The sequence below is a fragment of the Nannocystis sp. RBIL2 genome (assembly GCF_026626745.1).
GTDB lineage: Bacteria > Myxococcota_A > Polyangia > Nannocystales > Nannocystaceae > Nannocystis.
In genome coordinates, this window is sequence record NZ_JAPNJW010000002.1 from 5,266,869 (window position 1) to 5,293,467 (window position 26,599).

General features: G+C 71.8%; 17 protein-coding genes. 10 read left to right on the forward strand and 7 right to left on the reverse strand.

Annotation, left to right across the window (positions count from 1 at the left end):
• Positions 1 to 208: 208 nt before the first annotated feature.
• The 3 genes from OV090_RS45800 to OV090_RS45810 all read left to right on the forward strand — a co-directional run bounded on the left by OV090_RS45800 (position 209) and on the right by OV090_RS45810 (position 3,086).
• On the forward strand, positions 209 to 1,399 hold the full coding sequence (locus OV090_RS45800; RefSeq protein WP_267711334.1) for a site-2 protease family protein: 1,191 nt from the start codon (positions 209 to 211) through the stop codon (positions 1,397 to 1,399).
• 147 nt (positions 1,400 to 1,546) lie between these two features.
• Positions 1,547 to 2,209 (forward strand): DUF4142 domain-containing protein, encoded by a 663-nt coding sequence (locus tag OV090_RS45805; RefSeq protein ID WP_267711335.1) that lies wholly within the window; start codon positions 1,547 to 1,549, stop codon positions 2,207 to 2,209.
• A gap of 7 nt (positions 2,210 to 2,216) precedes the next feature.
• On the forward strand, positions 2,217 to 3,086 hold the full coding sequence (locus OV090_RS45810) for a DUF6600 domain-containing protein (RefSeq protein ID WP_267711336.1): 870 nt from the start codon (positions 2,217 to 2,219) through the stop codon (positions 3,084 to 3,086).
• Between the two features lie 209 nt (positions 3,087 to 3,295).
• Here OV090_RS45810 and OV090_RS45815 read toward each other — a convergent pair whose 3' ends face one another.
• The 3 genes from OV090_RS45815 to OV090_RS45825 are packed head-to-tail and all read right to left on the reverse strand — an operon-like array spanning position 3,296 to position 6,937.
• Positions 3,296 to 3,787 (reverse strand): hypothetical protein, encoded by a 492-nt coding sequence (locus tag OV090_RS45815; RefSeq protein WP_267711337.1) that lies wholly within the window; start codon positions 3,785 to 3,787, stop codon positions 3,296 to 3,298.
• 3 nt (positions 3,788 to 3,790) lie between these two features.
• Positions 3,791 to 6,334 carry a cation:proton antiporter gene (locus OV090_RS45820; protein WP_267711338.1) on the reverse strand — a complete coding sequence of 848 codons (2,544 nt, stop codon included), beginning with the start codon at positions 6,332 to 6,334 and terminating at the stop codon, positions 3,791 to 3,793.
• A gap of 45 nt (positions 6,335 to 6,379) precedes the next feature.
• Entirely contained in the window at positions 6,380 to 6,937 is a 558-nt protein-coding gene (locus tag OV090_RS45825) for an NUDIX hydrolase (RefSeq protein WP_267711340.1), read from the reverse strand.
• A gap of 102 nt (positions 6,938 to 7,039) precedes the next feature.
• Here OV090_RS45825 and OV090_RS45830 point away from each other — a divergent pair, with 102 nt between their 5' ends.
• From OV090_RS45830 to OV090_RS45840, 3 genes are all read left to right on the forward strand, one after another.
• Complete coding sequence (locus OV090_RS45830; protein ID WP_267711341.1) at positions 7,040 to 8,107, forward strand: DUF418 domain-containing transporter; 1,068 nt, start codon at positions 7,040 to 7,042, stop codon at positions 8,105 to 8,107.
• 40 nt (positions 8,108 to 8,147) lie between these two features.
• Complete coding sequence (locus OV090_RS45835) at positions 8,148 to 9,656, forward strand: ATP-binding protein (RefSeq protein ID WP_267711342.1); 1,509 nt, start codon at positions 8,148 to 8,150, stop codon at positions 9,654 to 9,656.
• Between the two features lie 185 nt (positions 9,657 to 9,841).
• A complete protein-coding gene (locus OV090_RS45840) occupies positions 9,842 to 10,519 on the forward strand; it encodes a Coq4 family protein (RefSeq protein WP_267711343.1) in 678 nt (225 codons plus the stop codon).
• An 81-nt stretch (positions 10,520 to 10,600) separates the two neighbouring features.
• Here OV090_RS45840 and OV090_RS45845 read toward each other — a convergent pair whose 3' ends face one another.
• On the reverse strand, positions 10,601 to 15,259 hold the full coding sequence (locus OV090_RS45845) for a hypothetical protein (RefSeq protein WP_267711344.1): 4,659 nt from the start codon (positions 15,257 to 15,259) through the stop codon (positions 10,601 to 10,603).
• A 107-nt stretch (positions 15,260 to 15,366) separates the two neighbouring features.
• On the opposite strand from OV090_RS45845, the gene OV090_RS45850 reads away from it, so the two are divergent.
• Together OV090_RS45850 and OV090_RS45855 are read left to right on the forward strand one after the other, a co-directional pair.
• Complete coding sequence (locus OV090_RS45850; protein ID WP_267711345.1) at positions 15,367 to 15,807, forward strand: CoA-binding protein; 441 nt, start codon at positions 15,367 to 15,369, stop codon at positions 15,805 to 15,807.
• A 76-nt stretch (positions 15,808 to 15,883) separates the two neighbouring features.
• Positions 15,884 to 16,252: a carboxypeptidase-like regulatory domain-containing protein gene (locus tag OV090_RS45855; RefSeq protein ID WP_267711347.1), complete on the forward strand. Its 369-nt coding sequence runs from the start codon at positions 15,884 to 15,886 to the stop codon at positions 16,250 to 16,252.
• 113 nt (positions 16,253 to 16,365) lie between these two features.
• Here OV090_RS45855 and OV090_RS45860 read toward each other — a convergent pair whose 3' ends face one another.
• From OV090_RS45860 to OV090_RS45870, 3 genes are all read right to left on the reverse strand, one after another.
• Positions 16,366 to 17,754 (reverse strand): DUF1552 domain-containing protein, encoded by a 1,389-nt coding sequence (locus OV090_RS45860; protein ID WP_267711348.1) that lies wholly within the window; start codon positions 17,752 to 17,754, stop codon positions 16,366 to 16,368.
• A gap of 3 nt (positions 17,755 to 17,757) precedes the next feature.
• Positions 17,758 to 19,452 (reverse strand): DUF1592 domain-containing protein, encoded by a 1,695-nt coding sequence (locus OV090_RS45865; RefSeq protein ID WP_267711349.1) that lies wholly within the window; start codon positions 19,450 to 19,452, stop codon positions 17,758 to 17,760.
• A 233-nt stretch (positions 19,453 to 19,685) separates the two neighbouring features.
• Positions 19,686 to 20,060, reverse strand: coding sequence for a glutaredoxin (locus tag OV090_RS45870; RefSeq protein ID WP_267711351.1), 375 nt, complete (start codon positions 20,058 to 20,060; stop codon positions 19,686 to 19,688).
• Between the two features lie 259 nt (positions 20,061 to 20,319).
• On the opposite strand from OV090_RS45870, the gene OV090_RS45875 reads away from it, so the two are divergent.
• Together OV090_RS45875 and OV090_RS45880 are read left to right on the forward strand one after the other, a co-directional pair.
• A complete protein-coding gene (locus tag OV090_RS45875) occupies positions 20,320 to 23,742 on the forward strand; it encodes a VIT domain-containing protein (RefSeq protein WP_267711352.1) in 3,423 nt (1,140 codons plus the stop codon).
• Positions 23,743 to 23,949: 207 nt separating this feature from the next.
• Entirely contained in the window at positions 23,950 to 26,298 is a 2,349-nt protein-coding gene (locus tag OV090_RS45880) for a DUF4215 domain-containing protein (protein WP_267711353.1), read from the forward strand.
• Positions 26,299 to 26,599: the final 301 nt, after the last annotated feature.

Genomic DNA, 26,599 nt, shown 5'->3' on the forward strand with positions numbered 1-26,599 from the left:
GCCCTCCGTGAATGCGAGCCGAGCCGCGGCGCTCCGCCGGCGGGACCGACAGCCTCGGCCGGCCCCGCGGCAGCGGCAGGAGCACACTGCCGCGGCGAGCCGCAGCCGATCGCCGAGGCAGCGCCGATTCGCTCGACTGCCAGCATTTCCTCGCCCGGCGACCGCCGCGCCGTTGCCACGCGGCGCGGCCCGGCCCAGAGATCGGCGCATGGGCGGTCTGAATCTCGGAAGAGTCTTCGGCGTGCGGATCGCGGCCGATTGGAGCCTGTTCGTCGCCCTGTGGCTGGTCGCGGTCAGCCTCGCGCTGGGCTCGTTCCCGGTCTGGCACCCCGAGTGGGGCGACGGCCTGCGCTGGGCCATCGCCTGCGTCGCCGCGGTGCTGCTGTTCGCCTCGGTGCTGGTCCACGAGCTGTCGCACGCCCTGGTCGCGCGCAGCTACGGCCTCGAGGTGCGCAGCATCCATTTGTTCGTGTTCGGCGGCGTCGCCAACATCGAGCGCGAGCCCGAGACCCCGCGCGCCGAGCTCGCAATGGCCATCGTCGGCCCGCTGACGAGCATCGGCCTCGGCGTGGTGTTCTTGGCGCTCGGGGGCTGGCTCGCCCGCCTCGGCGGCGACCCCGAGCGATTGATGCGAGACCTCGGCCCGACCGCGACCCTGCTGTTCTGGCTCGGCCCGCTCAACCTCTTCCTCGGCCTGTTCAACCTGCTGCCGGGCTTCCCGCTCGACGGCGGCCGGGTCCTGCGCGCGCTGCTGTGGCGCGCCACCGGCGACCTGCAGGCGGCCACCCGCTGGGCCTCGCTGTCGGGGCAGGCGATCGGCTTCGTGCTGGTGTTCGCCGGCATGGCGATGATCTTCGGCGCGCGCCTGCCGTGGTTCGGCACCGGCGTCGTCTCGGGGCTGTGGATCAGCGTGATCGGGTGGTTCCTCGCCAGCGCCGCGGCCATGAGCTACCGCCAGCTCGTGATCATGCATTTGGTCGAGGGCGTGCCGGTGCGGCGATTGATGCGCCGCGACGTCGCCGCGGTCCCGCCGACCCTGCCGGTGGCTCGCCTGGTCGACGATTACCTGATGCGCAGCGATCAGCGGGCCTTCCCGGTGATCTCCGGCGACCGGCTGGCCGGCATCGTCTGCCTCGAGGACGTGCGGGTGGTCGAGCGCGACGTGTGGAACGACATCGAGGTCGGCACGATCATGACCCCGGCGGCCGCGCTCGAGACGGTCAGCGTCGACGACGAGCTCACCGTGGCGATGCGGGCCTTCAGCCGCAAGGACGTCGAGCAATTGCCGGTCGTCGACGGCGAGCGGCTGGTCGGCGTGCTGCGCCGGCGCGACATCCTCAAATGGCTCGAGTTGCAGGCGCCTCGCGGCGAGCGGCCGGTGCAGCCGCGACCGGCCTGAACCGCCGAGGGGCGCGCGAGCCGGCGGCGGGTGGCCGGCGCGCACCCGGACAAGCCCTGATCGGGACACCCGCGAATCGCCCCCGCGACGGGTCCCCGCGGCGCCGCGGTGGTGGCATTCGCTGGGAAGACGTCCAACGCTGCGGGCATGTCATTCACCAGGACCACCCTCCCCCTCACCGTCGCCCTCGCTCTGGCGCTGCCGGGCGTCGCCGCCGCCGACCAGCCCGGTCCGACGCAGCCGTCGACCCCGACCTCGGGCGCTCCCACCAATCCGAATCCGCCGACCAGCCCGACGAACAACACCGACCAGAACCCGACCAATGTGCAGACGCCGACCGACGAGCTCTCCGACGAGGAGATCCTCATGGTCATGCAGACGATCAACGACACCAGCGCCGAGCACAACCGCCGGGCCCAGAAGTCGGCCAAGAACCGCCGCGTCAAGAAGTACGCCGAGAACCGGGTCAAGCACGCCAAGGCGGCCAAGAAGCGGCAGACTGCCATGCACTCCCGGCACAAGCTGAAGCCGAAGACCGGCGCGACCGACGTCGCCTACCGGGCCTCGATCACCGAGACCTACAAGGACCTCGACACCGCGACCCGGGGCAACGAGTTCGACACCACGTACATCGACGACGAGATCCAGGCGCTCACCAACGTCCTCGACGCGATCGACCGCAAGTTCATGCCCAACGTCGACCTGCCCGAGCTGCGCGACGAACTCAACACGGTCCGCGCCCAGGTCGACAGCGACCTCAAGGAGGCCGAGACGATCCGCGACGCCCTCCGCGCCGTGCCGGCCGCCTGAGCCTGCCATGCGCGTCGCCCGACACCTCGCGGCCGCGGCGACCCTGGTCGTCGTCGCCGGCCTCGACTGCCATCAGACCGACACCGCCGCGCCGGTCCCCCGGGTCGCCCCCACCGGGCCGAGCGCGCGCTTCTACGGGGCCCTGGCGCCCTACGGCACGTGGCTCGACGACGCCGCCTACGGCTGGGTCTGGCTGCCCTCGCCGGCGATCGTCGGCGCCGACTTCTTTCCGTACATGACGGGCGGCCGGTGGCTCTACACCGACGCCGGCTGGATGTTCGACAGCAGCTATTCGTGGGGCTGGGCGCCGTTTCACTACGGCCGCTGGGCCTTCGACGCCGGCGTCGGCTGGATGTGGGTGCCGGGCGACGCGTGGGGCCCCGCCTGGGTGGATTGGCGGTGGAACGCCGGCTACGTCGGCTGGGCCCCGCTGCCGCCGCGAATGGTGGGAGTGCGCGAGGAGCCGCGCTCGCACTGGCTCGTCGTCGCCGCCGGGGACCTCACGCGGCCGCAGCTCGCCGGCCACATCCAGCCGAACGAGCTCGGCCAGGTCGTGTTCGCCGACAACGCCGCCCACCCCGCGGCCCACCCCGGCGGGCGCTCCGGTCCGCCCGCCGACGTCGTCGGCCGGCCGCAGCCCCCCGTCCACCTGCCGCCGCCCCCGCAGAGCGGCGAGCTGGTCCGCTCGCACGTCGCCGGCGACACCGTCGAACACACGCCCTTCGTCGAGTCCAAGCAAGCCCCCGCCGCGACGGCGTTCCCGCACAACCCGCCCGAATTCCCGCTCCACACGATGCGGCCCCACACCACGCACGCGCCGGTGTTCGACGTCCCCCACGGCGGCGGCGGCCACTCACGCGGCGGACGACGGCGGTGATTCGCGGACAATCATGTCCCCGAGGCCATGTCCTCGAGGACATGGAATTATCGTGACCATCGGCGACCTCGCCATGAAGTCGTCATGCGAGAGTCGGACCGGGGCTCTGCCGCCCCCCTGGCCCCGCCGCGTCTCGGCGCGTCCGCGTGCTGACTAAAAAGCGCCGAACCGCCAACGCCCGGGCGCTCGCGCCCCGCTGGCGCTCCGCCTCAATCCTCCCACGCGACCAGCACCTTGCGCTGCTGCCACCATTGCTCGAGAGTGCGGTTCGGGTCGGCGGCGCACGCGATCGTCAGCGGGCTGAGTCGCACGCTGATCGGGTGCGACGCCTTGCCGTCCCAGGTGCCGATGTCGACCACCTCCGCGCCGGGGAGCCGCAGCCCGTGGCGCCGCAGGTAATCGCCGATCGCAGGCACCTGCAGGTCGACCCCCGTGGTCGCCTCTGCGTGCGGGTTGCGCAGCGTCTTGGCCAGCGCGATCAGCTCGGCCAGGTCTTCGGGGTGGGCCGCGAAGTGCTCCTCGTAGCTTTTATAATAGACCGACTCGAGCGCGTCCTCCTGGCGCACGAACTCGCCGTCCACCTCGTAGCCGATCGCCCACCGGTCCTCGCCGTACTTGCGGTCCCATTCGCGCTGCCGCGCCGTGCGCTGCTTGACGCCGCCGGCCTTGCCCAGCCGGCGCTCGACCACCCGCCACCCCATCGCTCAGCCCTCTTTCGTCCCGCCCTCGCCTGTATCTTTCACCAGATTTTTTAAGACATGTCCGGAGGGCAAGATGGCCTCGCCGACCAGCTCGAGCAGCGGCGGATCTGTGGCCACCGCGGGCTTCGGCGGCTCCGGCGTCGCGGGCTCGGTGAACGTCACCGCGACCTCCAGCCCGGCCACTCCCGGCGCCCCCGGCTCGACCTGGACTGCCGGCTCCACCGCGGGAGCTTCCTCGCGCGCCGCTCGAGTCACCGGCAGCTCCGCGACGGGCGTCTCCGCTGCGACCTCGCGCGTCGCAATCGTCGGCATGGCGCTCGCGGGCGCCCCCCCGGCCGACTCCGACGACGTCGCCCCTCTCGACTCGACATTCACCATTCGCCCCGACGAAGCCGCCCCGCCCGACTCGACATTCACCGTCCGCACCGGCAGCCCCGCCGCGACTGCCCCGCTCGACTCGACATTCGCCGTCCGCACCGGCAGCCCCGATTCGCGCCCCGACGCCTCCGTCGTCCGCGGCTGCACCACGCTCGTCTCGCGCGTCACCGTCGTCCCGGCCGGAGAGCTGATGAACACGTGCCGCACCAGCTCCGGCGCGCCGGGTCCCGAGCCGCGCAGCACAGTGCGCTCCGAGCTGCGGGACCCCGGCGGCGCGAACCTCGGCACGTCCGCCGAGCGCATCCCCGGCGAGGACTCGCCCGGCAACAGCGTGCGTGAGCCTGCCAGCGGCTCGCCCGGCACCAGCGTCCGCCCCGTCGGCGGCATGTCGATCGCGAACAGCCCGCGCCGCTCGCCCCCGCTCGCGTCCGACAGCAACGTCTTCCCGCCGAGCACCGCTTCCTCCGGCGGCAGCGTCTTCCCGCCGAGCCCCGGCCCTTCGGGCACCACCGTCCTTCCGCTCACCACCGCCTCCTCGGGCGCCAGCGTCTTCCCGCTCGCGGCAGCCTGCGCCGATCCAGCCGCCAGCGACGTCGACACCTCGTCCAGCAGCGTGCGAGTCACCCCCGGCTCGCCCGCGACCGCGGTCTCTCCCGCCAGCGTCTCGCGAGCCAGCGCCGCAGACCCCCCGAGGCTCCCCGCCTCGCCGGTCCCTCCCGCCGCCGGAGACCCGCCGAGGCCCTCGCCGCCGGCCTCTCCCGGCACCCCACCACGGACCTCGTGCGTCGTCAGCACCGCGCCCGGGCTCGCCGGCCCTTCCGCGCTCGCAGCAGGCGCGCCCGCCTTGCCCATCACCTCGTCGACCGTCGCCGCCGGCGCCACCGCCCGGACCGATCCTGTCCCTCCGGACATGGCCCCAGGAGCATGCCCCGAAGGACCTTTCCCCTGAGACATGTCGCCAGAGACATGCGCATGCCCCAGCGGCGACACCGCCACGCCGAACGCCACGCACGTCGTCGCTACCGCCGCGAACACCAGCGTCGTCAGCGACTCCGTCCCGGGCACCGCCGCCGCGTGGGGCAGCGCCGCCAGGCCGGCGACCAGCATCCCGCGCGGCCAGCCGAGGGCCAGCGCCGAGAACGTGCGCTCGTCGACCCCGCGCAGCACCAGGCGGGCCGCCAGCAGGCGCAGCACCACCAGCAGCAGGCCGAGCACGATCCCCATCGCCAGCAGGCCCCACGGCGGCCCGAGGTTCATCCCGAGGTACGTAAACAGCAGCACCCGCGTGATCTCGACCGTGCGCGCGTGGTCGTCGAGCGCGGCGCGGAAGTCCTCGTCGGCGGCCTCGACGACCGTGCCGCCGCGCGGGCGGAACAGGGCGCCGACCAGCGGCCCCGCGTTGCTGACGACCGCGCCGAACACCAGCACCGCCAGCGCCCCGATCCCGCCGAGCGTGTCGGTCACCACGTAGAGCGCCAGGATCGCCGCCAGAGTGTACGGATACACCCCGCGACCGGGCCCGACCCGGCGGATCGCGGAGATCCACAGCAGCCCGGCGAACGCCCCGAACGCCAGCGCCAGGCCGAAGCCGGCGGCGATCGCCGCGTACGCCTTGCCCACCGGCACGCGCAGGCTCAGCAGGTCGATGCAGAACGCAGTCGCCGCGATCGCCAGCGCCCCGGTCAACGCCGCCTCGCGCTCGAGCGCGGCCACCAGGCCCGGGTGGGCCCGCCGGTACAGCGTCGGCGCGAACACCTCCGGCGCGGTGCACAGCATCAGCGCCCCGAGCATGAACGCGTGCGTCCAGCTCCACACCGGCAGCAGGTGCAGCCCCGACAGCGCCTGGCTGAACAGCGCCACCAGCGGCACCACCAGCGCCGCGCCGGCCAGCGCCAGCTTGCGCGCGCGCACGACCTGGTCGCTGGCTGCCCCGAAGACCATGTCGCGACCGGCCTCGAACAGCACGATGATCAGCGCCACCGCGGCGAAGAACGGCGCCAGCGCGGCGATCGTCGCCGGCGGCACGATCCCGGTGGTCCGCAGCACCACGCCGAGCGCGATCAGCCACACCGCCTCGGGCACGTTCGTCCGCAGCGCCAGCGGGCGCACCGCCGCCGCGGCGGCCAGCAGACAGGCGATGGCGACGAGGAAGACGGTGACGGGCGCCATGGGGGACCGTCAGTGTGCCACAGCGCCCGCGCCCGCGGCCGCCTTCTACTTGTGCCTGGCCAGCTGGCGCGCGAAGTAGAGCCCCGCGTAGACCTTGAGGTCGACGTGCGCGCCGCGAGCGATGCGCTCGCCCAGCCAGGCCTCGACCTCGGCGAGCGGCACCTCGAACACGGTGATCTGCTCGTTGCCGTCGCCGCCCCCGGGCCCGACCTTGCGCAGGCCGGTGGCCACGAAGATGCTGATGCACTCGCTCGTCAGCCCGGGCGAGCTCGGGCCGTGGGCGACCTGCTCGATGCGGCTGGCCTCGTAACCTGTCTCTTCGACCAGCTCACGATTGGCCGCCGTCGCGGCCTCCTCCGACTCGTCGCCCGGCGTGTCGCCGACCAGGCCGGCCGGCAGCTCGACCGCCACCCCGCCGAGGGCGGGCCGCGGCTGCTCGATGAGCACCAGCCGCCCGTCGTCGGTCACGGCCACGATCGCCGCGGCGCCGCGGGCCCCGAGGCGCTCCACGTACTCCCACTTCCCGCGGCGTACGAGGCGCAAAAAGCGCCCGTCGCCGATCGTCTCGGTGGCCGGATGGGTCGCGTCGGACAGGCTCGACATCCCCCCGACTATCGCAGCCGCGCCGCCCTTTGGCCAGGGCTGCCGGTCACGCGCCGACCCCGACCTTCACCCGCCGCGCGCGTCCGGGTAGCCTCAAGCGACGTGACGTCCGCCCGCCTGCTCAGCCTCGACGCCCTGCGCGGCCTCGCCGTCGTGCTGATGATGGAGCAGCACATGGCGGTGTGGCTGTGGCGCTCGGACCCGGGCGTCTCGGCGATCGCGCAGGCGCCGGTGCTCATGGCCCTGAACGGCCTGGGGGGCCTGGCCGCGCCGACCTTCATCACCCTCGCCGGCGCCGGCACCAGCTTCCTCGCCCGAAGTCGCACCACCGGCCTCGACGCGATCCTCGTCCGCCGCGGCCTCGTCGTCATGGGCTTCGGCTGGCTGCTCAACCTGCTCACCCCGAGCTGGTTCTCCGCCGGCTCGTGGTTCGTCCTCCACCTCATGGGCCTGGGCATGCTCACCGCCCCGCTGTGGCGGCGCCTGTCCGATCGGTCATTGCTCATCGGACAGGCGCTCCTGCTGCTCGCCGCCCCGCTCGTGCAGCACTGGCTCGCCACCCCGGAGCTGCTCCTCAACGACCGCATGCGCCGCCTCGACCTCGCGGGCGGCCCGCTGCGCCTCGCCTTCGCCGAGGGCCAATTCCCGATCGTCCCGTGGCTCGGCCTGTTCCTCGGCGGCATCGTCGTCGGTCGATGGTTGCAGCAGCGCCGCACCGCGCCGATCCTGCGCATGGCGAGTGTGCTGCTCGTCACCGGTGTCGCCCTCGCCGCCGTCGGCCTGCGGCTCGGGCCCCACGAGGGCGTGTGGCACCGGCTGTTCCAGATCCGCCTGAGCTTCTACCCGGCCACGCCGGCGATCGTCATGTTGCTCCAGTCGGGCACGCTCCTCCTCTTGCTCGGCGCGCTGGCCCTCGAGCGACGCGGACGCATCGACGAACGCGGTTGGCTGGTCCCGCTCGGCCGCGCCTCGCTCACGCTGCTGCTCGTGCACGTCGTCGTCTTTCGCGAGCTGACACGACCGCTCGGCGCGTGGCAGGCGTTCAGCTCCGAAGTCGCGCTCGGCATCGTCGCGATCTGGATGATCGTGTGCGCGCTCGCTGCGCGCCTGTGGCAGCGTGTGGGCTACCGTTACGGCGCAGAGTGGCTGCTCCGGATCTTCGGCGGTTAAACCGCTGACGGCGATGCCGGCGCATGCTCTGGTCGCGCCTATGCAACCGGCTCACGTGCTCGCCGCCGCCGCGTCCGCCGGGGAATCCTCGGTGCGACGCAAGTCGCGGTTCACCACCCTGCCGCCCCAGGTCCTCGACTTCGCGCTGTCGCTCGCGTCGCAGGGCCGCGCCATCGTGCTCGTCAGCGTCGTGCTCGCCGCCGTCGTGGTCGTCGCCGCCGACCCCAGCGCGGCCGCGGTCCTCGGCTGCAGCGCCTTCGTGCTGGTGCAGGCGGTCTCCTTCTTCAATCCGGTGTCGTTCGACCGCGCGCGCACCCGCACCCGCGACCTCGTCCGTTACGCCGCGCTCGCCTGCCTGCTGTTGGTGCTGCCCGGCCTGCTCGCCGCCGACGCGCCGGTGATGCTACTCGGCCTCGCCGCCGCGTGCGCCGCCCCGCTGTCGTTCGCCCCGCGCCTCGCCGGCGCCTGCGTCGCCGGCCTCAGTCTCGCCTGCGCTCTCGGCGTGATGATCGCCGGCGGCCCGACCTCGCAGGCGCTGATCGCCGCGCTGACCGTGTCGGCCGCCGGAGTGCCGCTGACTCTGGTGCTGGCGCATCACGGCCGCAGCGGGGAGATCTTGCGCACCGCTCTGGGCCGGCTCGAGCGCGAGATGGAGAACCGGCAGCAGATCGAGGACCAGCTGCGCCGCACCCACGACGAGCTCGAGCGGCGCGTGGAGGAGCGGACGATCGCGCTGACCCGCGCCAACCGCAAGATGGAGTCGGAGATCCGCGTGCGCCGCCAGGCCGAGGAGCAAGCGCTCGAGGCCAATCGCATCAAGAGCTCGTTCCTCGCCAACATGAGCCACGAGCTGCGGACCCCGCTCAACGCGATCATCGGCTACAGCGAGATCTTGCTCGAGGACACCGCGCGCCCGGACCTGCGCGAGCTGCACGAAGACCTCGGCAAGATCCACGGCAGCGCCGGGCACCTGCTCGCCCTGATCAGCGACATCCTCGACCTGTCGAAGATCGAGTCGGGCAAGATGGACATCAACCTCGAGGCGTTCCAGCTCGACGACGTGCTCGGCAGCGTGATGTCGCACCTGGCCCCGCTGGCCGAGCGCAACGGCGACACCCTCAAGCTCCGCTGCGCCCGCGACCTCGGCGAGATCAAGACCGACCGCACCAAGCTGCACCAGATCCTGAGCAACCTGCTCAGCAACGCCTGCAAGTTCACCCACAACGGCCGCATCGAGCTGTCGATCCGGATCCAGGCCGAGGGCGGCCGCTCGTGGTACCGCTTCGAGGTCAGCGACACCGGCATCGGCATCGCCCCCGACGTGCTCGAGCGCCTGTTCGCCCCGTTCGTCCAGGCCGACTCCTCGACCACCCGCAAGTTCGGCGGCACCGGCCTCGGCCTCGCCATCAGTCGCCACTACGCGCGCATGCTCGGCGGCGACATCACCGTCCGCAGCCGCCCCGGCGTCGGCTCGGTGTTCACCCTCCGCCTGCCGCAGGAAGCCGTCGACCCCCGCAAGGCCGGCGTGATCCTCGTGTCTCACTTCTGAGGCTGCGCGCGCAAGCGCGCGAGCGAACCTGCACGGCGGCGACGGCCCTTACGGGCCTGAGTCGCGCGTACGCGGCCCCGTGCGGATCCACGCCGGGATGAAGTGGACACGACTGTCCGTTTCTCGCACACTCCTTCGTCCGCGGGCCGCCTCCGGAGCCGCTCGCGGCCGAAGGAGTGCTCCTCATGAACCAGCCAGCGTTTCCGACCCTGCCCCCGAACGCGTCGCTCTTCACCCGCGTCCGCCTCAGCCTGCACGCGCTCAAGGTCCTGACGGACGACCCCGGCAACACGTACTACGGCCCGCTGGTCAACGCCTGCCTCGACAGCGAGACGTACACCAAGCTGGCCCGTCACTGGCGCACCAGCGACGACGGCCGGCGCATGCTCGACGACCGGCCGACCCTGCAGGGCCGCGAGCTCGACCTCGAGGCGCTGGAGAAGCTGCCGGAGGGCACCCTCGGCCGCGAGTTCGTCCGCTACTTCCAGGACAACGGCATCCAGCCGTTCGAGACCACCTTCCCGGTCGAGACCGACGTCGACTACCTCAGCAAGCGCTACCGCGAGACCCACGACCTGTTCCACCTGATCACCGGCTACGGCACCGACGAGCACGGCGAGATGCTGCTGCAGGCGTTCGTGCTCGGGAACCTCGGCGTCCGCCAGGCGGTGCTGATCCTCGCCTACTCGGTCCCGCGCCGGGTCAAGGTCGCCGGCTGGAAGGACCTGGGGCCCTACCTCGGCCGCCTGCGCGCCGCCTACCGCCGCGGCAAGCGCTCACGCGAGCTGCTCAGCGTGAACTACGAAAAGCTGTGGGAGCAGCCGGTGTCGTCGCTGTCCCGCCTGCTGTGCGCCCCGGCGTGATGTTGCTTTAAGAATGTTCGGACATGCCCTGAAGGGCATGTCCGAACATTCTCATCAGCCTGACCTTTCAGACCCTCGCCATCACGGCGGCGGCGTGTCGTCGTCCTCGCCGCTGACGATCGGCGGCAGCGGGCGCTTGCCGGGCGGCGGCGGCGGCGGGGCTGCGCGCGGGCGGCCCGGTGCGGGCGGCGTGATCTCCTCCGCCACCGGCCGCACCGGCTGCGGGCCGCTCGCGTTGTGGCGGGCCACCGTCGGGCGCGGCGCGTCGAGCTCGACGTCCAGCGGGGGCGGCGGCGCCTCCATCGTGTCGGTCATGCGGAACTTCGACGCGCGCGGGCGCGGCGTCGTGTCCTCGTGCTCCAGGCCGCCGCTGTCGGTCGACTGGCTCATGAAGATCGCCTCCGACACCCCTGACTGGGCCGCGCGCGGCGTCACCGTCGTCTGCATCACCGGCTGCTGCGCCACCGGCCCCGACTGGCGCGTCGGCGGCGGCGGTGTCTTCGGCGGCGACGGGCGCCACAGCGGCCGCCACAGCCCGCCCTGCGACGCGCTCTGCCAGCCCCACGGCAGCCAGCGGATCATCGACCACGCCAGCCACAGCGCCCACGCCAGCATCAGGCCGCGGTACCACCACAGCGACACCGACAGCACCCACGGGCGCGGCATCAGTCCGCCGACGCCCTCGACGTACTCGACGCGGTCCTGATACCAGCGCAGCGAGCTCGCCCACGAGCCGTTGCCTTCGATCTGCATGTCGGGCTGGCCGAGCAACCCCGCGTGCACCGCGGTGACCAGGGCCGAGCAGGCCACCAGCGTCCAGAACGCGATCGTCAGCTGGCGCAGCGCGAACCACCCCGGCGCCAGGTCGACCCGGCGGCGGCGCCAGCCGAGCAGCAGGAACCACCCGATCACCACCATCGCCTCGAACACAGTCACGGTCGACAGTCCGAGCCCGAGCAGGAACCACTGATGGGCGCGCAGCGGCGACACGGCCAAACGACCGAGCACCGCCGACGCCAGCAGCAGCACCACGATGTAGCTCCAGAACAGCACCGCCGGCCCGAGCCGCGGCCCGCCGAGCAGCAAGATCCACCGGCTCGGCGGGAACTCGACGTGGACCTCGGCGTTGACCGCCGCCGCCCCGAGGTCGACCACCGGCGCGGTGTAGCGCTGGCCGAGCGCCGCCGTCTCGCGCCACTCGAGCTGGACCCGCTGCACGCCCGGCGCGATCGGCAGGCGGACCTGCTGGCCCTCCTGGCCGATCGGCTGCTGCGAACCGTTGATCAGCACCTTCTGCAGCTGGGCCTCGGCCGGCAGCGCGACCGTGTGGTGGCCGCCGCGAGACGAGCGCAGCTCGAGCTGCAGCTCGGCGTCGACCGCCCGCATACCTGGCCGAAGGGTCAGGCGCGCGAAGTCGAGGGTCAGCGTCTCGCCGGGCACGCCGGCGGGGCGCGAGATGTCCAAAACGACCTGTTCTCCGGGCCAGGGCATCCAGACCTGCAGGCCCTCGGCGCCGCGGCGGATCGGCGGGATCCCGCCGGCCTCGACGTGCCACACCGGCCCGACCATCACCTCCCAGACCTCGCTCCACGGCGCCCCGGTGGCCGCCGCCAGCACGATCTGCGGCGAGATCGGCAGCACGCTGGTCCACTCGGCCACGTCCTCGTCGGGGCGGATGTTGACCAGCACCGCCCCGGCCTCGACCCGCTGCTCCGCGGTCGTCACCGACTCGCCCGACAGCAGCGGCACCTTGAGCACCACCGCCGAGCCGCGCGGCGTGGCGCGGATGACCCGGGTCGTCACCTCCCACGACAGCCCCAGCGTCAGCGCCCGCTCGACGCGGACGAACGGCGGCAGCGTGCCGACCTCGAGAGTGTCCGGCTGGGCCGCGTCCTGCTTGCTGATCCGCGTCAGCTGCAGCACCTCGTCGGCGAGCCCGTCCTCGTGCAGCCCGGCGACCGTCCAGCCCTCGGCCTTGGCGGTCACGCGGTGCGGTCCGACCGGCAGGCGCAGCTGGATCGTCTCGCGGTTGGGCAGCGGGCCCTCGAGCACCACCTCGTGGCGACCCGGCTCGAGCGCGATGCGCAGGCTCCCGTCGCCGATGCGCACCAGGCCGCCGGTCGCCGGCGAGCCGTCGACGCTGACTTGCGTCGGCAACCAGTGCTCGGCCGAGCCTGGCAGCGGCGCCTCGACCTGGGCCGCCGCGTGGATCTCGACCACCAGGCGCAGCGCCGACCCGCTGGCCTCGAGGCGCATGCGCGGGCTCGTCACGCAGTCGGGCAGGCAGCTCGGCGGCTCGGTCAGGCGCGCGCGCAGCTGCTCGAGCGTGGCGGTGTCGGGCACCTGCGCCGCCGCCGACGACGGCAGCAGCAGCGCCGCCGCCAGCGCGCCCATCATCGTCGCGCCGACGGCCGGGTTGGGCCGCGTCGGCGGGAGCACGCGGCGCTTGCGGAACACCCCGAACACCGCCATCACCAGCGCCACCAGGAACAGCACGCGCACCCCGGCGAGCGCCAGGTTCACGTGCGGCGGCACCAGCAAGAAGCTCACCTTCTGCGTGCGGTCGACCGGTCCGCTCCAGCGCAGCGGCACCGAGCGCCACGACCAGCGCGGCACGCCGGGGCCCGTCTGCACCACAGTGCCGGCGTCGTACTCGCGCAGCTTCTTCTGCTGGCGCTGGCGGTACTCGCCGCTCAGGCTGGCCCGCGTCGACTGCACCATCGACGACGCGGACTGCTCCTGCTGCAGCTCCTCGAACTCCCCGTCGAACGCCTCGTTCTTCTTCGGCCGGCCCATGCGGCCCTCTTCGCCGGGCCGGCGCTCACCGCCCGCGCCGTCGAAGTCGACCTCCGACTGGTCCAGCGACCCCGGCGCGAAATCGGGGACGGCGGTGGCCGGGACGTCCTGCGCCGGCGCGGCCTCCATCGGCGCCAGCTGAGCTGTCGCAAGGACCAGGTCGAAGTCGTCGCGCCCGCGCTCCTCGAGCGCCGGGTACAGGCCCTGGCGGATCTGCTGCACCGCGAACACCGAGCAGATGCCGGCCAGAGTCACCAGCGCGCCGAGGCGGTAGCCGCGGACCGCCGTGCGCAGCCAGCTGTCGGGCAGCGCGCGGTGCAGCGCCTCGCCGACCAGCACGAAGATCCACACCGTCCGCGGCGCCATCCACTCGGGGAACACCAGCGCCAGGGTCACCATCGCCAGCACGCCCCAGGCCCAGCCGTACAGCCTGGCGATCGCGATCGCGATCACCAGCACCATGAACAGGTCGAGCAGCGTCCAGCGGCCGAGCCAGGTGTCGTCGACCTGGTCGACCCCGGTCGCGTGCAGCACCTTCCAGCCGGGCGGCAGGTGCAGCGTGCCCGACACCGAGGCGAAGTCGTGGTCCCAGTCGACCGCCGAGATCGACGGGTGCAGGCCCTCGGCCGGCACGCGCAGGTCGGCGGTGAGCGCCACGTTGGGGTCGCGCAGCTCGACGCCGGCCCTGTTCGGGTCGTCGCGGGCCGTGATGAATTGCGGCAGGCCGCTGACCGCCACCGCGCCGAGGCGGGCCGAGCCCTGCATCTCGAGCCGGCGCGTGCCCTGGACCTGGCCGGCGATGCGGTCCTTGACCGTGAAGCCGCGGCCGTCGAAGTCGAGCCACCAGTCGCGGGCGAGCGACAGTTGGTCGGGCCCGCGATCGGCCTCGCCGCGCTGCGTCACAGTCAGCTGCAGCGCCTCGCCCGGGCGGGCGCGGAACGCCGGGAACGAGCGCCACGCGTCGGGCAGCTGCGTCTGTTGCGGGTCGACCGACACCAGCCCCGCGAACTCGACGCGGCGCAGCTCGGGCCCTGGCTCGAACACCCACACCTCCTCGCTCGCCCACGGCCCCTCGTTGCTGGCCAGGGCGATGCTCTGCAGGTCGCCGGGGTGACGGGACTCCACGCGGATCGTCCACGCTCCGGGGCGCACCTGCACGCGCACGCGGCCGTCGGGCTCGAGCCGCGCCGGCAGCTCGCTCGCCACCTCCATCGCCACGAAGTCGGGCAGGAGCGCCTTGCCGAGCAGCTCCTCGCGGCTCTTGCCGGCCACGTGCAGCGAGATCTCCGTCGTCATCCGCAGCGGGATCGCGTCGGTCAGCTTGCGGTGCACCACCACGTCGAGCAGGTTCTGCTCGCTCGCCGCCTCCACCTTCTTCTGCAGCCACAGCGTCCCGTCGTTGTCGCGGCGCGGGAACGACTCCGGCTTGCCGCGCAGCTTGAGCGTCAGGAGCCCCGTCTCGGCCGGCACGCTGAGCTTCTCCGGCATGCTGTCCCACAGGAACGCGCCGGTGATCCGGTGCGCGCCCGGGCCGAGCTCGACCGCCGGCAGGCCGCCCTGGTTCACCACCACCGCCGGCTGGCCGTCGACCTCGACGTCCTGCGGCCAGCGGCGCGGATCACCGGGCAGCGGCACCACTCCCTTGGCGTACAGCTGCCAGCGCTGGGCGAACGACCCGCGCTCGTCGGTCAGCTCGAGCTCGAGCTGCGACGGCCACGCGCAGCGGCGCTCGCTGCTGCTCGCATGTACGTACGGACATGCCCGATCGGACAGGGGCTGCAGCACCCACGGGATCCACGGCCGCAGCGCCTCGGGGACGTCGGCGGGCGTCTGCGCGGCCGGCTCGGCCGGGTCGCGTGGGGGGGCCGCCGTCGCCGCGGAGGCGAACAGCAGCATCGTCAGCGCGAGGACCCAGTGCAGCGGCCGAGGCGTGGAGCGAGTCATGAGGGGGACCCAAGGGTACAGCGAGCCCATGCGACCCGGACAGGGCGACCCGCCCGAGGGGCGAACCGGACCTCGCCCACACGGCCCGACCGTGGCACCCTGGCTGCGTGTCTTCGCCCACCGACTCCGAGCTGCGCGAGATCCTCGCGCGCACGCGCACGATCGCCGTGCTCGGCGCGCACACCGACCCCAACAAACCCGCGTGCTACGTCCCCGACTACCTGCACGACGCGGGGTACATCGTCCACGCCGTCAATCCCGTGTTCGCCGGCCGTCGCATGTGGGACGCGACCTGCGTCGGCGCGCTGACCGACCTCGGGCTCGCCCCCGGTGAGCTCGACCTGCTCGACGTGTTCCGCCGCCCCGAATTCCTCTTGGGCCATGTCCCGGAGATCCTGGCGGTCAAGCCCAGCGTCGTGTGGCTGCAGCTCGGCATCCGCCACGCCGAATTCGCGCGGACCCTCCGCGACGCCGGGATCGTCGTCGTCGAAGATCGCTGCACCCTCGCCGAGCACCGCCGCCTCGGTCTCCCGCGCCGCGACGATTGATTCGGCGCGTTTTCGCCCATCGGACTCGAAGCGGACCTGACGGCCCCGCCAGGCCCGTCGGCGGCATCCTCGAGCCGTGGGCCGAAGCTTCGCCGTCGTGCTGCAGCTCGCCGCGTGCGCGCCGTACGTCGCCCTCGCCGACGGCGTCGAGGCAGTCGACCCCTCGCGCGACGACGTGGAGATCCGCGGCCACGTCCTCGACGCCGAGACCCGCGAGCCGATCACGGGCGCGCTGATCCTCGTTCAGTGCGACTGCCTCGCCGGGCGGCGCGAGGTGATGACCACCGACGGCCGCTATCACTTCCGCGGCCTGCGGCCCGGCCGCTACACCGTGCAGATGCTCCACGGCAACAACAACGTCCAGAAGCGCCTCGAGGCGAAGCCGGGCCACCGGTGGCACGTCGGCTTCAGCGCCGCGCCGCGGCCGCGCTACGGCTGCCACTGACGCTGCGGCCCGCCATCGGCAACCTGTCGCTTCAAACATGGCCTTCAGAGCATAAACGAAGAGACCTGCGAGGCGAACCTCGCAGGTCTCTCACGCGCCGGGCGGCGCTGCGCTCACGCGATCATCGCGTCGATGACGCCGGGCTCGAGCTCGGGGTCGCCGAAGTCTTCGACCAGCTCGCCGGTGACCGCGCTGAGGATCGTGTTGTGGAACTGGTTGTGCGTCACCCCGCCGGCGTCGATGTACTGGCCGGTCTTGAGGTAGCCGCCGCAGCTGCCGGCGCACACCCACGGGATGTTGTTGTAGGTGTGGCTGACGCCGGCGCCGAGGTCGTTACACCAGATCGCCACGGTGTCGTCGAGCAGCGTGCCGACGTCGGTCTGCAGCGCCGCCAGGCGGTCGAGCAGGTGCTTGAACAGCTTGGCGTGCTCGCGGTCGATCACGTGGTGCTTCGACTGCGCGTCGGGGATCGGGTCGCCCTCCGAGCCGTCGGCGTAGATGCGGTGGGAGATCTGGTGGAAGCGGGGCAGCTGGACGCCGTCGATCCAGTACTGCGTGCCGTCGTTGCCGTCGCCGATCTGCAGCGTCGCCGCGCGCGTGTAGTCGCACGAGAACGCGAACGCGATCAGGTTCATCTGCATGCGCGTGACCGTCTGGATCAGCTCGTCGGCGCCGTCGTAGTCCTGCTGCGCCTCCATCTCCATGATCTCGGCGTCGCTGGGCAGCTCGCACAGCAGCTCGATCTCGAGGTCGCGGATCGCGTCGAAGTGGATCTGCAGGCGGTCGCGGTCGGCCTTGCTCATGTCTTGCTTGGACATGAGCGCCTGCATCTGCTCGCGGACCAGGTCGTTGACGCTGGTGCGGCGGGCCTTGATCTTCATCGCCACTTCTTGCGGCAGCGCCGTGATGCCGACGATCTTGGTGTACACGCTCCACGGGTTGCGGTCGGCCGCGCGCAGGTCCTTGGGCCCGCGGTAGCTCAGCACCTCGTTGATGTAGCCCGCCATGCGGCCGGCGTAGAGCGTCAGCGGGTCGGGGTTCGACGCCGGGTTGAGCTCGCGGGCGATGCGGTTGTCGACCGACTCGCCCATCGACAGCGACAGGTTGCCCGACGGGTCGTCGGACACCCTGGCCGCCGTGAGGCACTGGTTGCCGCCGCCGGAGTGGCCGCAGCCGTTGCCGGGGAAGCCGAAGCGGGTGCCGCGGACCAGCAGCAGCTTGTCGGCGTAGTCGGCGAGCTCGTTGACGGCCCGCTCGGCGTCGACGGTCGACAGGCTCTCGGTGGTGACCGGGCCGAGCTCGTTGGGCCAGAAGCGCTCCGGCTCGCCGTTGTCGGCCTGGGCGCAGCCGTTGGCCTGGCGCACGTACACGCAGTAGCGCGGGCGCTCGGTGGCCGCCTTGACGTCGCGGGGGAACAGGCTCGGGAGGAACGGCAACGCGACGGTGGCGCCGCCGATGCCGGTGATGAAGGCGCGTCGGGACAGGTTGCTGGGAAGTCGCATGGCTTACTCCTTCACCGGGGCGCGGAAGCGGAACGCGTCGCTCGTCGTCAGCTCGACGATGAGCTCCTTGATCGAGTACATGCCGTCGCGCGAGCCCTCGGCGAGGCGCTTGATCTCGGCGTTGTCTTGCAGCTTCGGCACGCGGCCGTAGCCGTACTCGAGCAGGTGCGACACGTAGCAGCGGTGGGCCTCGTCGCTGCTGGCGATGATCTTCGCCAGCTCGGCGCCGCCGTTGAAGCTCTGCTTGCCCTGCACGAAGTTGAACGAGCCCGTCGCGTCGACCGGCTTGCCGGCGTCCATCGTCTGCCAGCGGCCGAGCGGGTCGTACTGCTCCATCGCGAACCCGAGCGGGTTGATCAGGTAGCCGTGGCACGCCTCGCCGCAGGTGCCGATGCCGGTGTGGCGGTCGATCAGCTCGCGCAGCGACTCGCCCTCCATCGCCGGCGGCGGCGGCGGCACGTTGTTGGGCGGCGGCGGCAGCCCGGTGCACAGGATCTGCAGGTTGAGGAACACGCCGCGGTGGATCGGGTCGTTCTGGGTCGAGCTCGCGTTGGCCGCCAGGAACCCGAGCTGCGTCAGCACGCCGGCGCGCTGGCTGGGGTCGAGGTCGGCCTTGACGAGCTGGTCGGTGAACTGCCCCTGCGCCCCGTAGAGCGCCGCCGTCGTCGCGTTGACGAAGCTGTACGGCGCCGCCAGCAGCGTCGCCAGGTCGCCGAGCTCGTGCGAGAACACCACGTCGTCGACGAACATCATGGTCTCCTGGACCATCATGTCGCGCATCGACTCAGCGAACTCGGGGAACTTGTCGGCGCTCTTGTTGATCTTCGAGTAGCTGTCGACCTTGAGCGTCTGGAAGTGGAACGACGCCACCATGTCGTGCGCGCGCTGGTCGTCGAGCATGCGCGCGGCCTGGGCCTCGATGCCGGCGACCGAGTCGAGCGAGCCGTTCTTCGCGGCGTCGAACAGCTCCTCGTCGGGCATCGTGTCCCACAGCATGTACGACAGCTTCGACGCCACCTCGTAGCTGTTCAGCGGGATGTTGCCGTCAGGGTCGGCGACGTCGCTGAACTCGACGCGGTACAGGAAGTACGGCGACTGCAGGAACGTCTGCATCACCACGCGCACGCCCTCGAGCACCGGGTCGCCGCCGCCGAGGGCCACGCCCTCGTGGAACACCTGCATGTGGCGATCGATCTCCTCCGGCGTCAGCGGGCGGCGATACGCCCGCGGCCCGAACGACTCGATGAAGCCGCGCCCGCGCGCGTCGCTGTCGCCCTCGCTCGGGACCAGCAGCGCCACCAGCTCGGCGTCGCCGATCACCTGCTCGGCGATCTCCTCGGCCGCGCGCTGGTAGTCGGTCCACAGCGTCGCCGACACCACCAGCTTCTCGCTGTTGTTGTCGTAGCCGCCGCTGATCGGGTCGCCGATGAACAGCGACGACTTGCCGATGGTCTGGTCGAGCAGCAGCAGGTCGCGGATCGAGTTCTCCCACTGCCGATGCGACAGCCGCGGCACCCGCGACGACTCCGGCAGCTCGCCCAGCTCCGTGCCGCCGGTGTCGGTGTCGGAGTCGGGGCCGCCGTCGGTCGGCTGGTTGTTCGTCGTCGCAGCCGTGTCGCTGTTGCCACCGCCTTCGGTCGCACCACCTGGGCCGCCGGATCCCTCGGTGGGATCACCGTCGGTCTGTTGCCCCGACACGCCGGAGTAACACCCGACTGACAGGCAAAGTCCCAAGGGCCAGGCCGCCATGGACCGCCACCAAAGCGCTCGTCGTCGCTGAGCCATACGGACGCAATGTCCCGGCAGCAGCCGGCGATGTCAACCGTGGGCGATCCCCGATGGACTGGTAGCGACGCTACGGGGGCCGACGGCCCCGCGATCTGCGAGTGCAGCCGCGCCGAGGGGCGCGGTTACGACCGACGAAATTCGTGTCAGTGCGTGTCTCGCAGCCTCTGCAAGCTGCCGTCGGCGAGCATGCGCTCGACGTCCGTGAAGCCGCCGATCAGCGTGCCGCGCACGAACACCTGCGGGAACGTCGAGAAGCCCGACCACAGCTTGATCGCCAGGCGCTCCTTCCACTGGCTCAGATAGCTGCCGTACTCGAGGTACGTGAACGGCACGCCTGCGGCCTCGAGCGCCCGGCGGGCCTTCTTCACGAACGGGTTCTGGGCCATGCCGACGACCACCACTGGGTCGCGGGCGATCGCCGCAGTGACCGCGTCGACGACGTTGCGGTGGAAGCTCTGGATCTGCTCGCGCACGTGCGGCGCGAGCGAGGACTCGGGAAGAAGCGGGCGGGACGACATGGGCGCGAAAGGTGAGCGCCGGATCCGCCCGTGGCAAGCATCCGCGCGCGTGCGCCCGCTCGCACACCCGCGTGAGCGATCTGCCCGAAGGGCCCTGTAAGCGGCGGCGGCGGTCCGGCGCGCGCCGACGAGTCCGCGCGAGAACAGCATTCATCGCCCTCGTGCACGCCGGTCTCGGGCGTGTGCGCGGGAAGACCCGCGGCGCCGACGATCGCGTTGCAGGCCGGCGAACGATACCCTCGCCATCACCGGAGAGATCATGCGCCGTCACATCCCGCTCGTCGTCTGCCTCGGCCTCGCCGGCCTCGTCGCCTGCACCGGCCGCCCGGGCCCTTCGGACTCCGCCAACACCTCGCAATCGCCGGCGAAAGACGAGTGCAAGCTCGAGTGGCGCGCCCCCGATCCTCAGCCGAGCGCCGGCGTCGCCCCCTTCTCGCTCACCACCCAGGACGGCACCGGCCTCAAGCTCCTCAGCGTCAAGAGCCGCGCCGTCGTCGAGGACCCGCTCGCCTTCACCGAGCTCCACCTCGCCTTCCAGAACCCCAACGATCGCGTGATCGAGGGCCGCTTCGAGATCAACCTCCCGCCGAACTCGGCGATCTCGCGGTTCGCGATGTTGATCGACGGTCGCTGGCAGGAGGCCGAGGTCGTCGAGCTCCAGGCCGCGCGTCAGGCCTACGAGGACTTCCTCCACCGCCGCCAAGATCCGGCCCTGCTCGAGAAGAGCGCCGGCAACCGCTTCAGCGCGCGCGTGTTCCCGATCCCCGCGCGCGGCGTCAAGGAGATCATCGTCTCCTACTCCGAGGAGCTGACCTCGAGCAGCGAGCCGTACCGCGTCTACCTGCGCGGCCTGCCCCAGCTGCAGGACCTCGACGTCGAGGTCGTCGTGCCCAAGGGCGGCGGCGTGCACGAGAAGACCCGGATCCACGAGACCAACTTCATGCCGCAGCAGGACCTCGAGCTCGCCACCAGCCGGCGCGCCCCCGAGGTCGGCCTCCGCTACGACCGCCTCGCGGTCGCCCGCATCACCCCCGACGTCAAGCTGCCCCAGGTCCCCGTCACCGGCGTCACCCTGCTGTTCGACACCAGCGCCTCGCGGGCCCTCGACTTCAAGGGTCAGGTCGCGCGCCTCGGCCAGCTCGTCGCCGAGCTGCGCGGCGCCGCCGGCGTCGACTTCCCGCTCACCGTCGCCTGCTTCGACCAGGGCGTCGAGCAGGTCTTCTCCGGCACCGCCAGCAGCTTCAGCGCCGACGCCCAGAACGCGATCTTGAAGCGCGGGGCCCTCGGCGCCTCCGACCTCGCCGGCGCGCTGCGCTGGGCCGCCAACCAGTCGAAGGTCCACGACCGCGTCATCCTCGTCGGCGACGGCGTCGCCACCGCCGGCGCCCTCGAGCGCGACGGCCTGCGCACCGCAGTGCAGGAGCTCGGCCGCGCCGGCGTGCATCGCCTCGACGCCGTCGTCGACGGCGGCCTGCGCGACGAGGCCGCGCTGCGCCAGCTCACCACCGCCGGCCTGCAGAACGCCGGCATCCTCGTCGACGCCCGCCTGCCCGCCCCTCTGGTCGCCTCGCGGCTCGTGCGGGCCACCCAGGCCGGTGTCAAGGTACATGTCCCTGGGGCCACGTGGGTGTGGCCGCAGACGCTCGCCGCGGTGCAGCCCGGCGATCAGTTCCTCGTGTTCGCCGACCTCCCCGTCGACAAGCCGATGCGCGTCGAGCTCGGCGAGCGCGGCGAGGATGTCCGCGACGTCAAGCTCGGCACCGGCGAGCGCCCGCTGCTCGAGCGCGCGTGGATCCGGGCCAGCATCGACCGCCTCACCGCCATGATGGGCCACGAGGCCGCCGGCGACGCCAAGGCCAAGGCCGACCTCAAGCAGCAGATCATCGGCCTCTCGACCCGCTACCGCGTGCTGTCCGACTACACCGCGCTGCTCGTGCTCGAGACCGACTGGGACTACCAGCGCTTCGGCATCGATCGCACCGCGCTGGCGGAGATCCTCACCGTCGGCCCGGACGGCGTCGCCGTCGTCGACCGCACGCGCTTGCCCGACAAGCCCGTCGTCGCCCAGCCGATCGCAGCCGAGGAGCCCGTCGCGCGCAACCGCGGCGACGGCGAGGCCCAGGAAGACGGCCCGCTCGGGTGGTTCTTCGGCGGCGAGAAGAGCAAGGCCAAGAAAGAATCCGCGGCCACCGCCACCGCCGCCAACTTCGAGTCGACCGCCGATACCAAGCGCGACGCGATGCCGCTGCCCAAGCCGGCCGACGCTCTGGCCGACGGCGATCGCGGCGGCAACTTGGAGCTCGAGGAGGAGCGGGCGATCGGCGGCAGCGCCGCGCCCGGCGGAGCGCCCGAGGCTGACGCTCGCGATCCCTTCGCTGCGGCTCCGCGTGACGAAGCGGCGAACGACGGTCCCTCACACGCGGCTCCGCCGCCGCCCCCCGAGCCGATGCCCATGGCCGAGCCCGCCGCGCCCGCCCGCGTCGTCGCCAGCGAGGCCTCGCCCGACCCGGTCATGCGCGAGGTCGCAGAGGACGCCCGCCGCCCGGCATCGACCCGCGCCGCCTCCCGGCGACCCCCGCACCCCGACCACTTCCACGAGGCTCCGCCCTGGAACCCGACGCCGCAGCCCACCTTCGAGCAGCCCAAGCCGGCCGACGCCTGGGAGGGACGTTTCGCCGACGTCATGGTCGAGGTTCGCGCCGGCCGCGCCGCCGACGGACTGGCCAAGGCCTGGGCCTGGCGCGACAGCAATCCTGGCGACGAGCTCGCGCTGCTCGGCCTCGGCGAGGCGGCGGAGGCGGTCGGCGACCGCGCCCTCGCGGCCCGCGCCTACGGCTCGCTGATCGACCTGTTCCCCGGGCGGACGGACATCCGACGCATGGCCGGCGAGCGGCTCGAGGCGCTCGGCGACGTCGGTCTGCAACTTGCGATCGACACCTATGCGCAGGCCGTGTCACAGCGGCCCGACCATCCTGCCAGTCACCGGCTCTACGCCTTTGCGCTGCTCAAGGCCGGCCGGCACGCCGAGGCCTTCGCGGCCGCGCTCGCCGGCGCCCGTCGCAGCTACCCCAGCGGCCGCTTCGCGGGCGTGCAGCAGATCCTCGAGGAGGACCTCGCCCTGATCGCGGCCGCCTGGCTCGCCGCCCGCCCGGGTGACGCCGCCGCGCAGTCGGCGATCGCCGCTGCCGGGGTCACCCCCGACCGCAGCCCCTCGCTCCGCTTCGTTCTCAATTGGGAGACCGACGCCAACGACGTCGACTTCCACATCTACGACGGCAAGGGCGGCCACGCCTTCTTCAGCCAGAAGCAGCTGCCCACGGGTGGCCGCCTGTACGCCGACGTGACCACGGGTTACGGCCCTGAATGCTTCACGATCCCCGGCAACGCCGCGGCCTTCCCGTACGTGCTCCAGGCGCATTATTACAGCCGCGGGCCGATGGGCTACGGCATGGGCAAGCTGCAGGCCGTGCAGCACGACGGCAAGGGCGGCCTCGCCTTCATGGAACACCCGTTCGTCATCATGAAGGACCGCGCGTACGTCGATCTGGGCCGCGTCGACCGGCCGCTGTCGGAGCTGCAAGTCGTCGTTCCGCGCCTGCCCTCGGGCCCCGACCCCAAGGGCCAGCCTTACGCACCGTACACGCCGCCGCCGCCTGCTCCGCCGCCGCCTTCGCGCTATTAAAAAACTCGCGCGCGTGACGGCCTCGCGCCCGACGTGCGCGTGCGATTTTGCTCCGTGACGACGCCGTGCCCGTTCTCGGGTACGGTTTCGTAATTCCGACGATCCAGACGGATCCACCGCGTCGCTACCACTGCTGCCCATGGGCCTTTTGTCCCGGGCCGCTACGAACCACCTGGTTTCTTCATCACTCGTCCAATCGAGGCTCGCATGTCCCGCTCTCGTGCTTTCTTGTTGAAGCTCGTCGCTCCCCTCTGTCTGTCCGCCGTCGGTCTCGTGGCCTGCGGCGACAACAGCAACAGCTCCAATTCCAACAGCGCGTCGAACTCCGGCACCGGCACCGACGTGACGTCTGGAAGCATGACCGAGCCGACCGTCGGCAGCGCGAGCATGTCGGCCAGCGAGGCGACCGACGGCACCGCGGGCATCTCCGAATCGAACTCGGGCGTGCCGACCACCAGCGGCATGGGCATCTCCGACTCGAACTCGAGCGACACGATGCCTGACGACACGACCACGGGCATCGGCGGCGGCGGCTGCGGCGACGGCATCCTCGACCCGGGCGAGGAATGTGACAGCGGCCCGAACAACGGCAGCGGCAACGAGTGCAAGCTCGGCTGCATGCTCAACTTCTGCGGCGACACGTACATCGGCCCGGGGGAGGAGTGCGACAACGGGGCCGAGAACGGCGACATGAACTCGTGCAAGCCCGACTGCACGAAGGCGTTCTGCGGCGACGGCAAGGTCGGCCCCGGCGAGGGCTGCGACGACGGCAACCAGAACGACGCCGACACCTGCACCAACGTCTGCGCCCTGGCCAGCTGCGGCGACGGCATCATCTCCGCCCAGGAGCAGTGCGACGACGGCAACCAGAGCAACGACGACGAGTGCACCAACAATTGCACCGCGGCCAAGTGCGGCGACAACTTCGTCCAGAACAGCAACGGCGAGCAGTGCGACCAGGGCGCCAACAACTCGAACACCGGCGACTGCACGCTCACCTGCCAGCCCGCGGTGTGCGGCGACGGCCACCTCCACAACACCGGCAGCGGCGACGAGGAGTGTGACCTCGGCGCGGGCAACGGCCCGGGCCAGCAGTGCAACGCCCAGTGCAAGCAGAACACCTGCGGCGACGGCGACAAGAGCCCGACCGAGCAGTGCGACGACGGCAACAACCAGGGCGGCGACGGCTGCACCTCGCTGTGCAAGCTCGAGGAGTGCGGCAATGACGTCGTGGACCCGGGCGAGCAGTGCGACGACGGCAAGAACGGCAACCAGGACGACGGCTGCACCGACGCCTGCGCCCTGCCGAAGTGCGGCGACGCGATCGTCCAGCCGAGCCTCGACGAGCAGTGCGACCTCGGCCCCGGCAACAACAACGCCGGGGCGTGCACCCTCGTCTGCACCGCCGCCAAGTGCGGCGACGGCCTGATCTGGCAGAACCACGAGGAGTGCGACGACGGCGTCAACAACTCCAACAGCGGCACCTGCAAGGCCGACTGCACCAAGCAGTTCTGCGGCGACGGCCACGTCGGCCCCGGCGAGGCCTGCGACGACGGCAACCAGAACAACAACGACTCCTGCACCAACGTGTGCAAGATGGCCAAGTGCGGCGACGGCTTCATCCAGCCGGGCGAGCAGTGCGACAACGGCGGCCTCAACAGCAACACCGGCACCTGCACCACCGCCTGCCTGACCCCGAAGTGCGGCGACGGCTTCATCCAGCCGAGCAACAACGAGACCTGCGACGACGGCCTCAACAACGGCGACAGCAAGGCGTGCCTGTCGACCTGCGTGCCGGCCAAGTGCGGCGACGGCAAGACGTGGGTCGGCCAGGAGGAGTGCGACGACGGCAACAACGTCAACTCCGACCTCTGCACCAACACGTGCAAGGCGGCCAAGTGCGGCGACGGCATCACCCAGCCGCAGGCCGGCGAGACCTGTGACGACGGCAACGTCGACAACACCGACCTCTGCACCGTCTTCTGCGTCCCCGCCAAGTGCGGCGACGGCTACAAGCAGCCGCAGAACCAGGAGCAGTGCGACGACGGCAACAACGTCAACGACGACGCCTGCAGCAACGCCTGCAAGACCCCGACCTGCGGCGACAGCATCGTCCAGCCGGGCGCGCCCTACAACGAGCAGTGCGACAACGGGGCCAACAACGCCAACGACAAGGCGTGCAACGCCACCTGCAAGAAGACCACCTGCGGCGACGGCGTCAAGCAGACCCCCAACGGCAACAACCAAAACGAGGTGTGCGACGACGGCAACCAGTCGAACGCCGACGCCTGCACCACCACCTGCGCCAAGACCACCTGCGGCGACGGCATCGTCCAGGCCCCCAACGGCAACGGCCAGGCCGAGGAGTGCGACGACGCCGACCAGTCCAACGCCGACGAGTGCAGCACCGCCTGCAAGCGGACCTTCTGCGGCGATGGCATCATCCAGAACGACCCCAAGAACGGCGGCGGCGTGACCGAGATGTGCGACCAGGGCGCCCAGAACGGCACCCAGGGCTCGTTCTGCAGCAGCACCTGCCAGATCAAGCCGGCCTGAACCCAGCGCCCCTGACCGGGCCCCCGCGCGCCGCGACCGGCATGTCCGCACGGACATCCGCTCGCGGCGCGCCGCGTTCATGCACATGTCCCGAAGGTGATGTCGCGCCAGGGACGCCGACGTGAGGCGAGCTCGTCGGGCCAGCGCGCACCGATCCTCGATGAGCTCCCCGCGCAGGTCGCCGCGCGCCCTCAGCGACCGCCCACGCCGGCGAGCGTGGCGAGCATGAAGGCGAGAACTCCGACAGAGGCGCCCCGCGGAGACACTCCCCCGAGAACCCCGACGAATCGAAGGTCGGTCG

Bases quoted from the DNA above. Each gene is read 5' to 3' on its own strand.
- OV090_RS45825 (WP_267711340.1), bottom strand. From the start codon at position 6,937: ATGTCGAGCCTGTCCGACGCGACCCATCCGGCCACCGAGACGATCGGC.
- OV090_RS45880 (WP_267711353.1), top strand. From the start codon at position 23,950: ATGTCCCGCTCTCGTGCTTTCTTGTTGAAGCTCGTCGCTCCCCTCTGT.
- OV090_RS45875 (WP_267711352.1), top strand. From the start codon at position 20,320: ATGCGCCGTCACATCCCGCTCGTCGTCTGCCTCGGCCTCGCCGGCCTC.
- OV090_RS45815 (WP_267711337.1), bottom strand. From the start codon at position 3,787: ATGGGGTGGCGGGTGGTCGAGCGCCGGCTGGGCAAGGCCGGCGGCGTC.
- OV090_RS45820 (WP_267711338.1), bottom strand. From the start codon at position 6,334: ATGGCGCCCGTCACCGTCTTCCTCGTCGCCATCGCCTGTCTGCTGGCC.
- OV090_RS45845 (WP_267711344.1), bottom strand. From the start codon at position 15,259: ATGACTCGCTCCACGCCTCGGCCGCTGCACTGGGTCCTCGCGCTGACG.
- OV090_RS45810 (WP_267711336.1), top strand. From the start codon at position 2,217: ATGCGCGTCGCCCGACACCTCGCGGCCGCGGCGACCCTGGTCGTCGTC.
- OV090_RS45805 (WP_267711335.1), top strand. From the start codon at position 1,547: ATGTCATTCACCAGGACCACCCTCCCCCTCACCGTCGCCCTCGCTCTG.
- OV090_RS45800 (WP_267711334.1), top strand. From the start codon at position 209: ATGGGCGGTCTGAATCTCGGAAGAGTCTTCGGCGTGCGGATCGCGGCC.
- OV090_RS45860 (WP_267711348.1), bottom strand. From the start codon at position 17,754: ATGCGACTTCCCAGCAACCTGTCCCGACGCGCCTTCATCACCGGCATC.
- OV090_RS45835 (WP_267711342.1), top strand. From the start codon at position 8,148: ATGCAACCGGCTCACGTGCTCGCCGCCGCCGCGTCCGCCGGGGAATCC.
- OV090_RS45840 (WP_267711343.1), top strand. From the start codon at position 9,842: ATGAACCAGCCAGCGTTTCCGACCCTGCCCCCGAACGCGTCGCTCTTC.
- OV090_RS45870 (WP_267711351.1), bottom strand. From the start codon at position 20,060: ATGTCGTCCCGCCCGCTTCTTCCCGAGTCCTCGCTCGCGCCGCACGTG.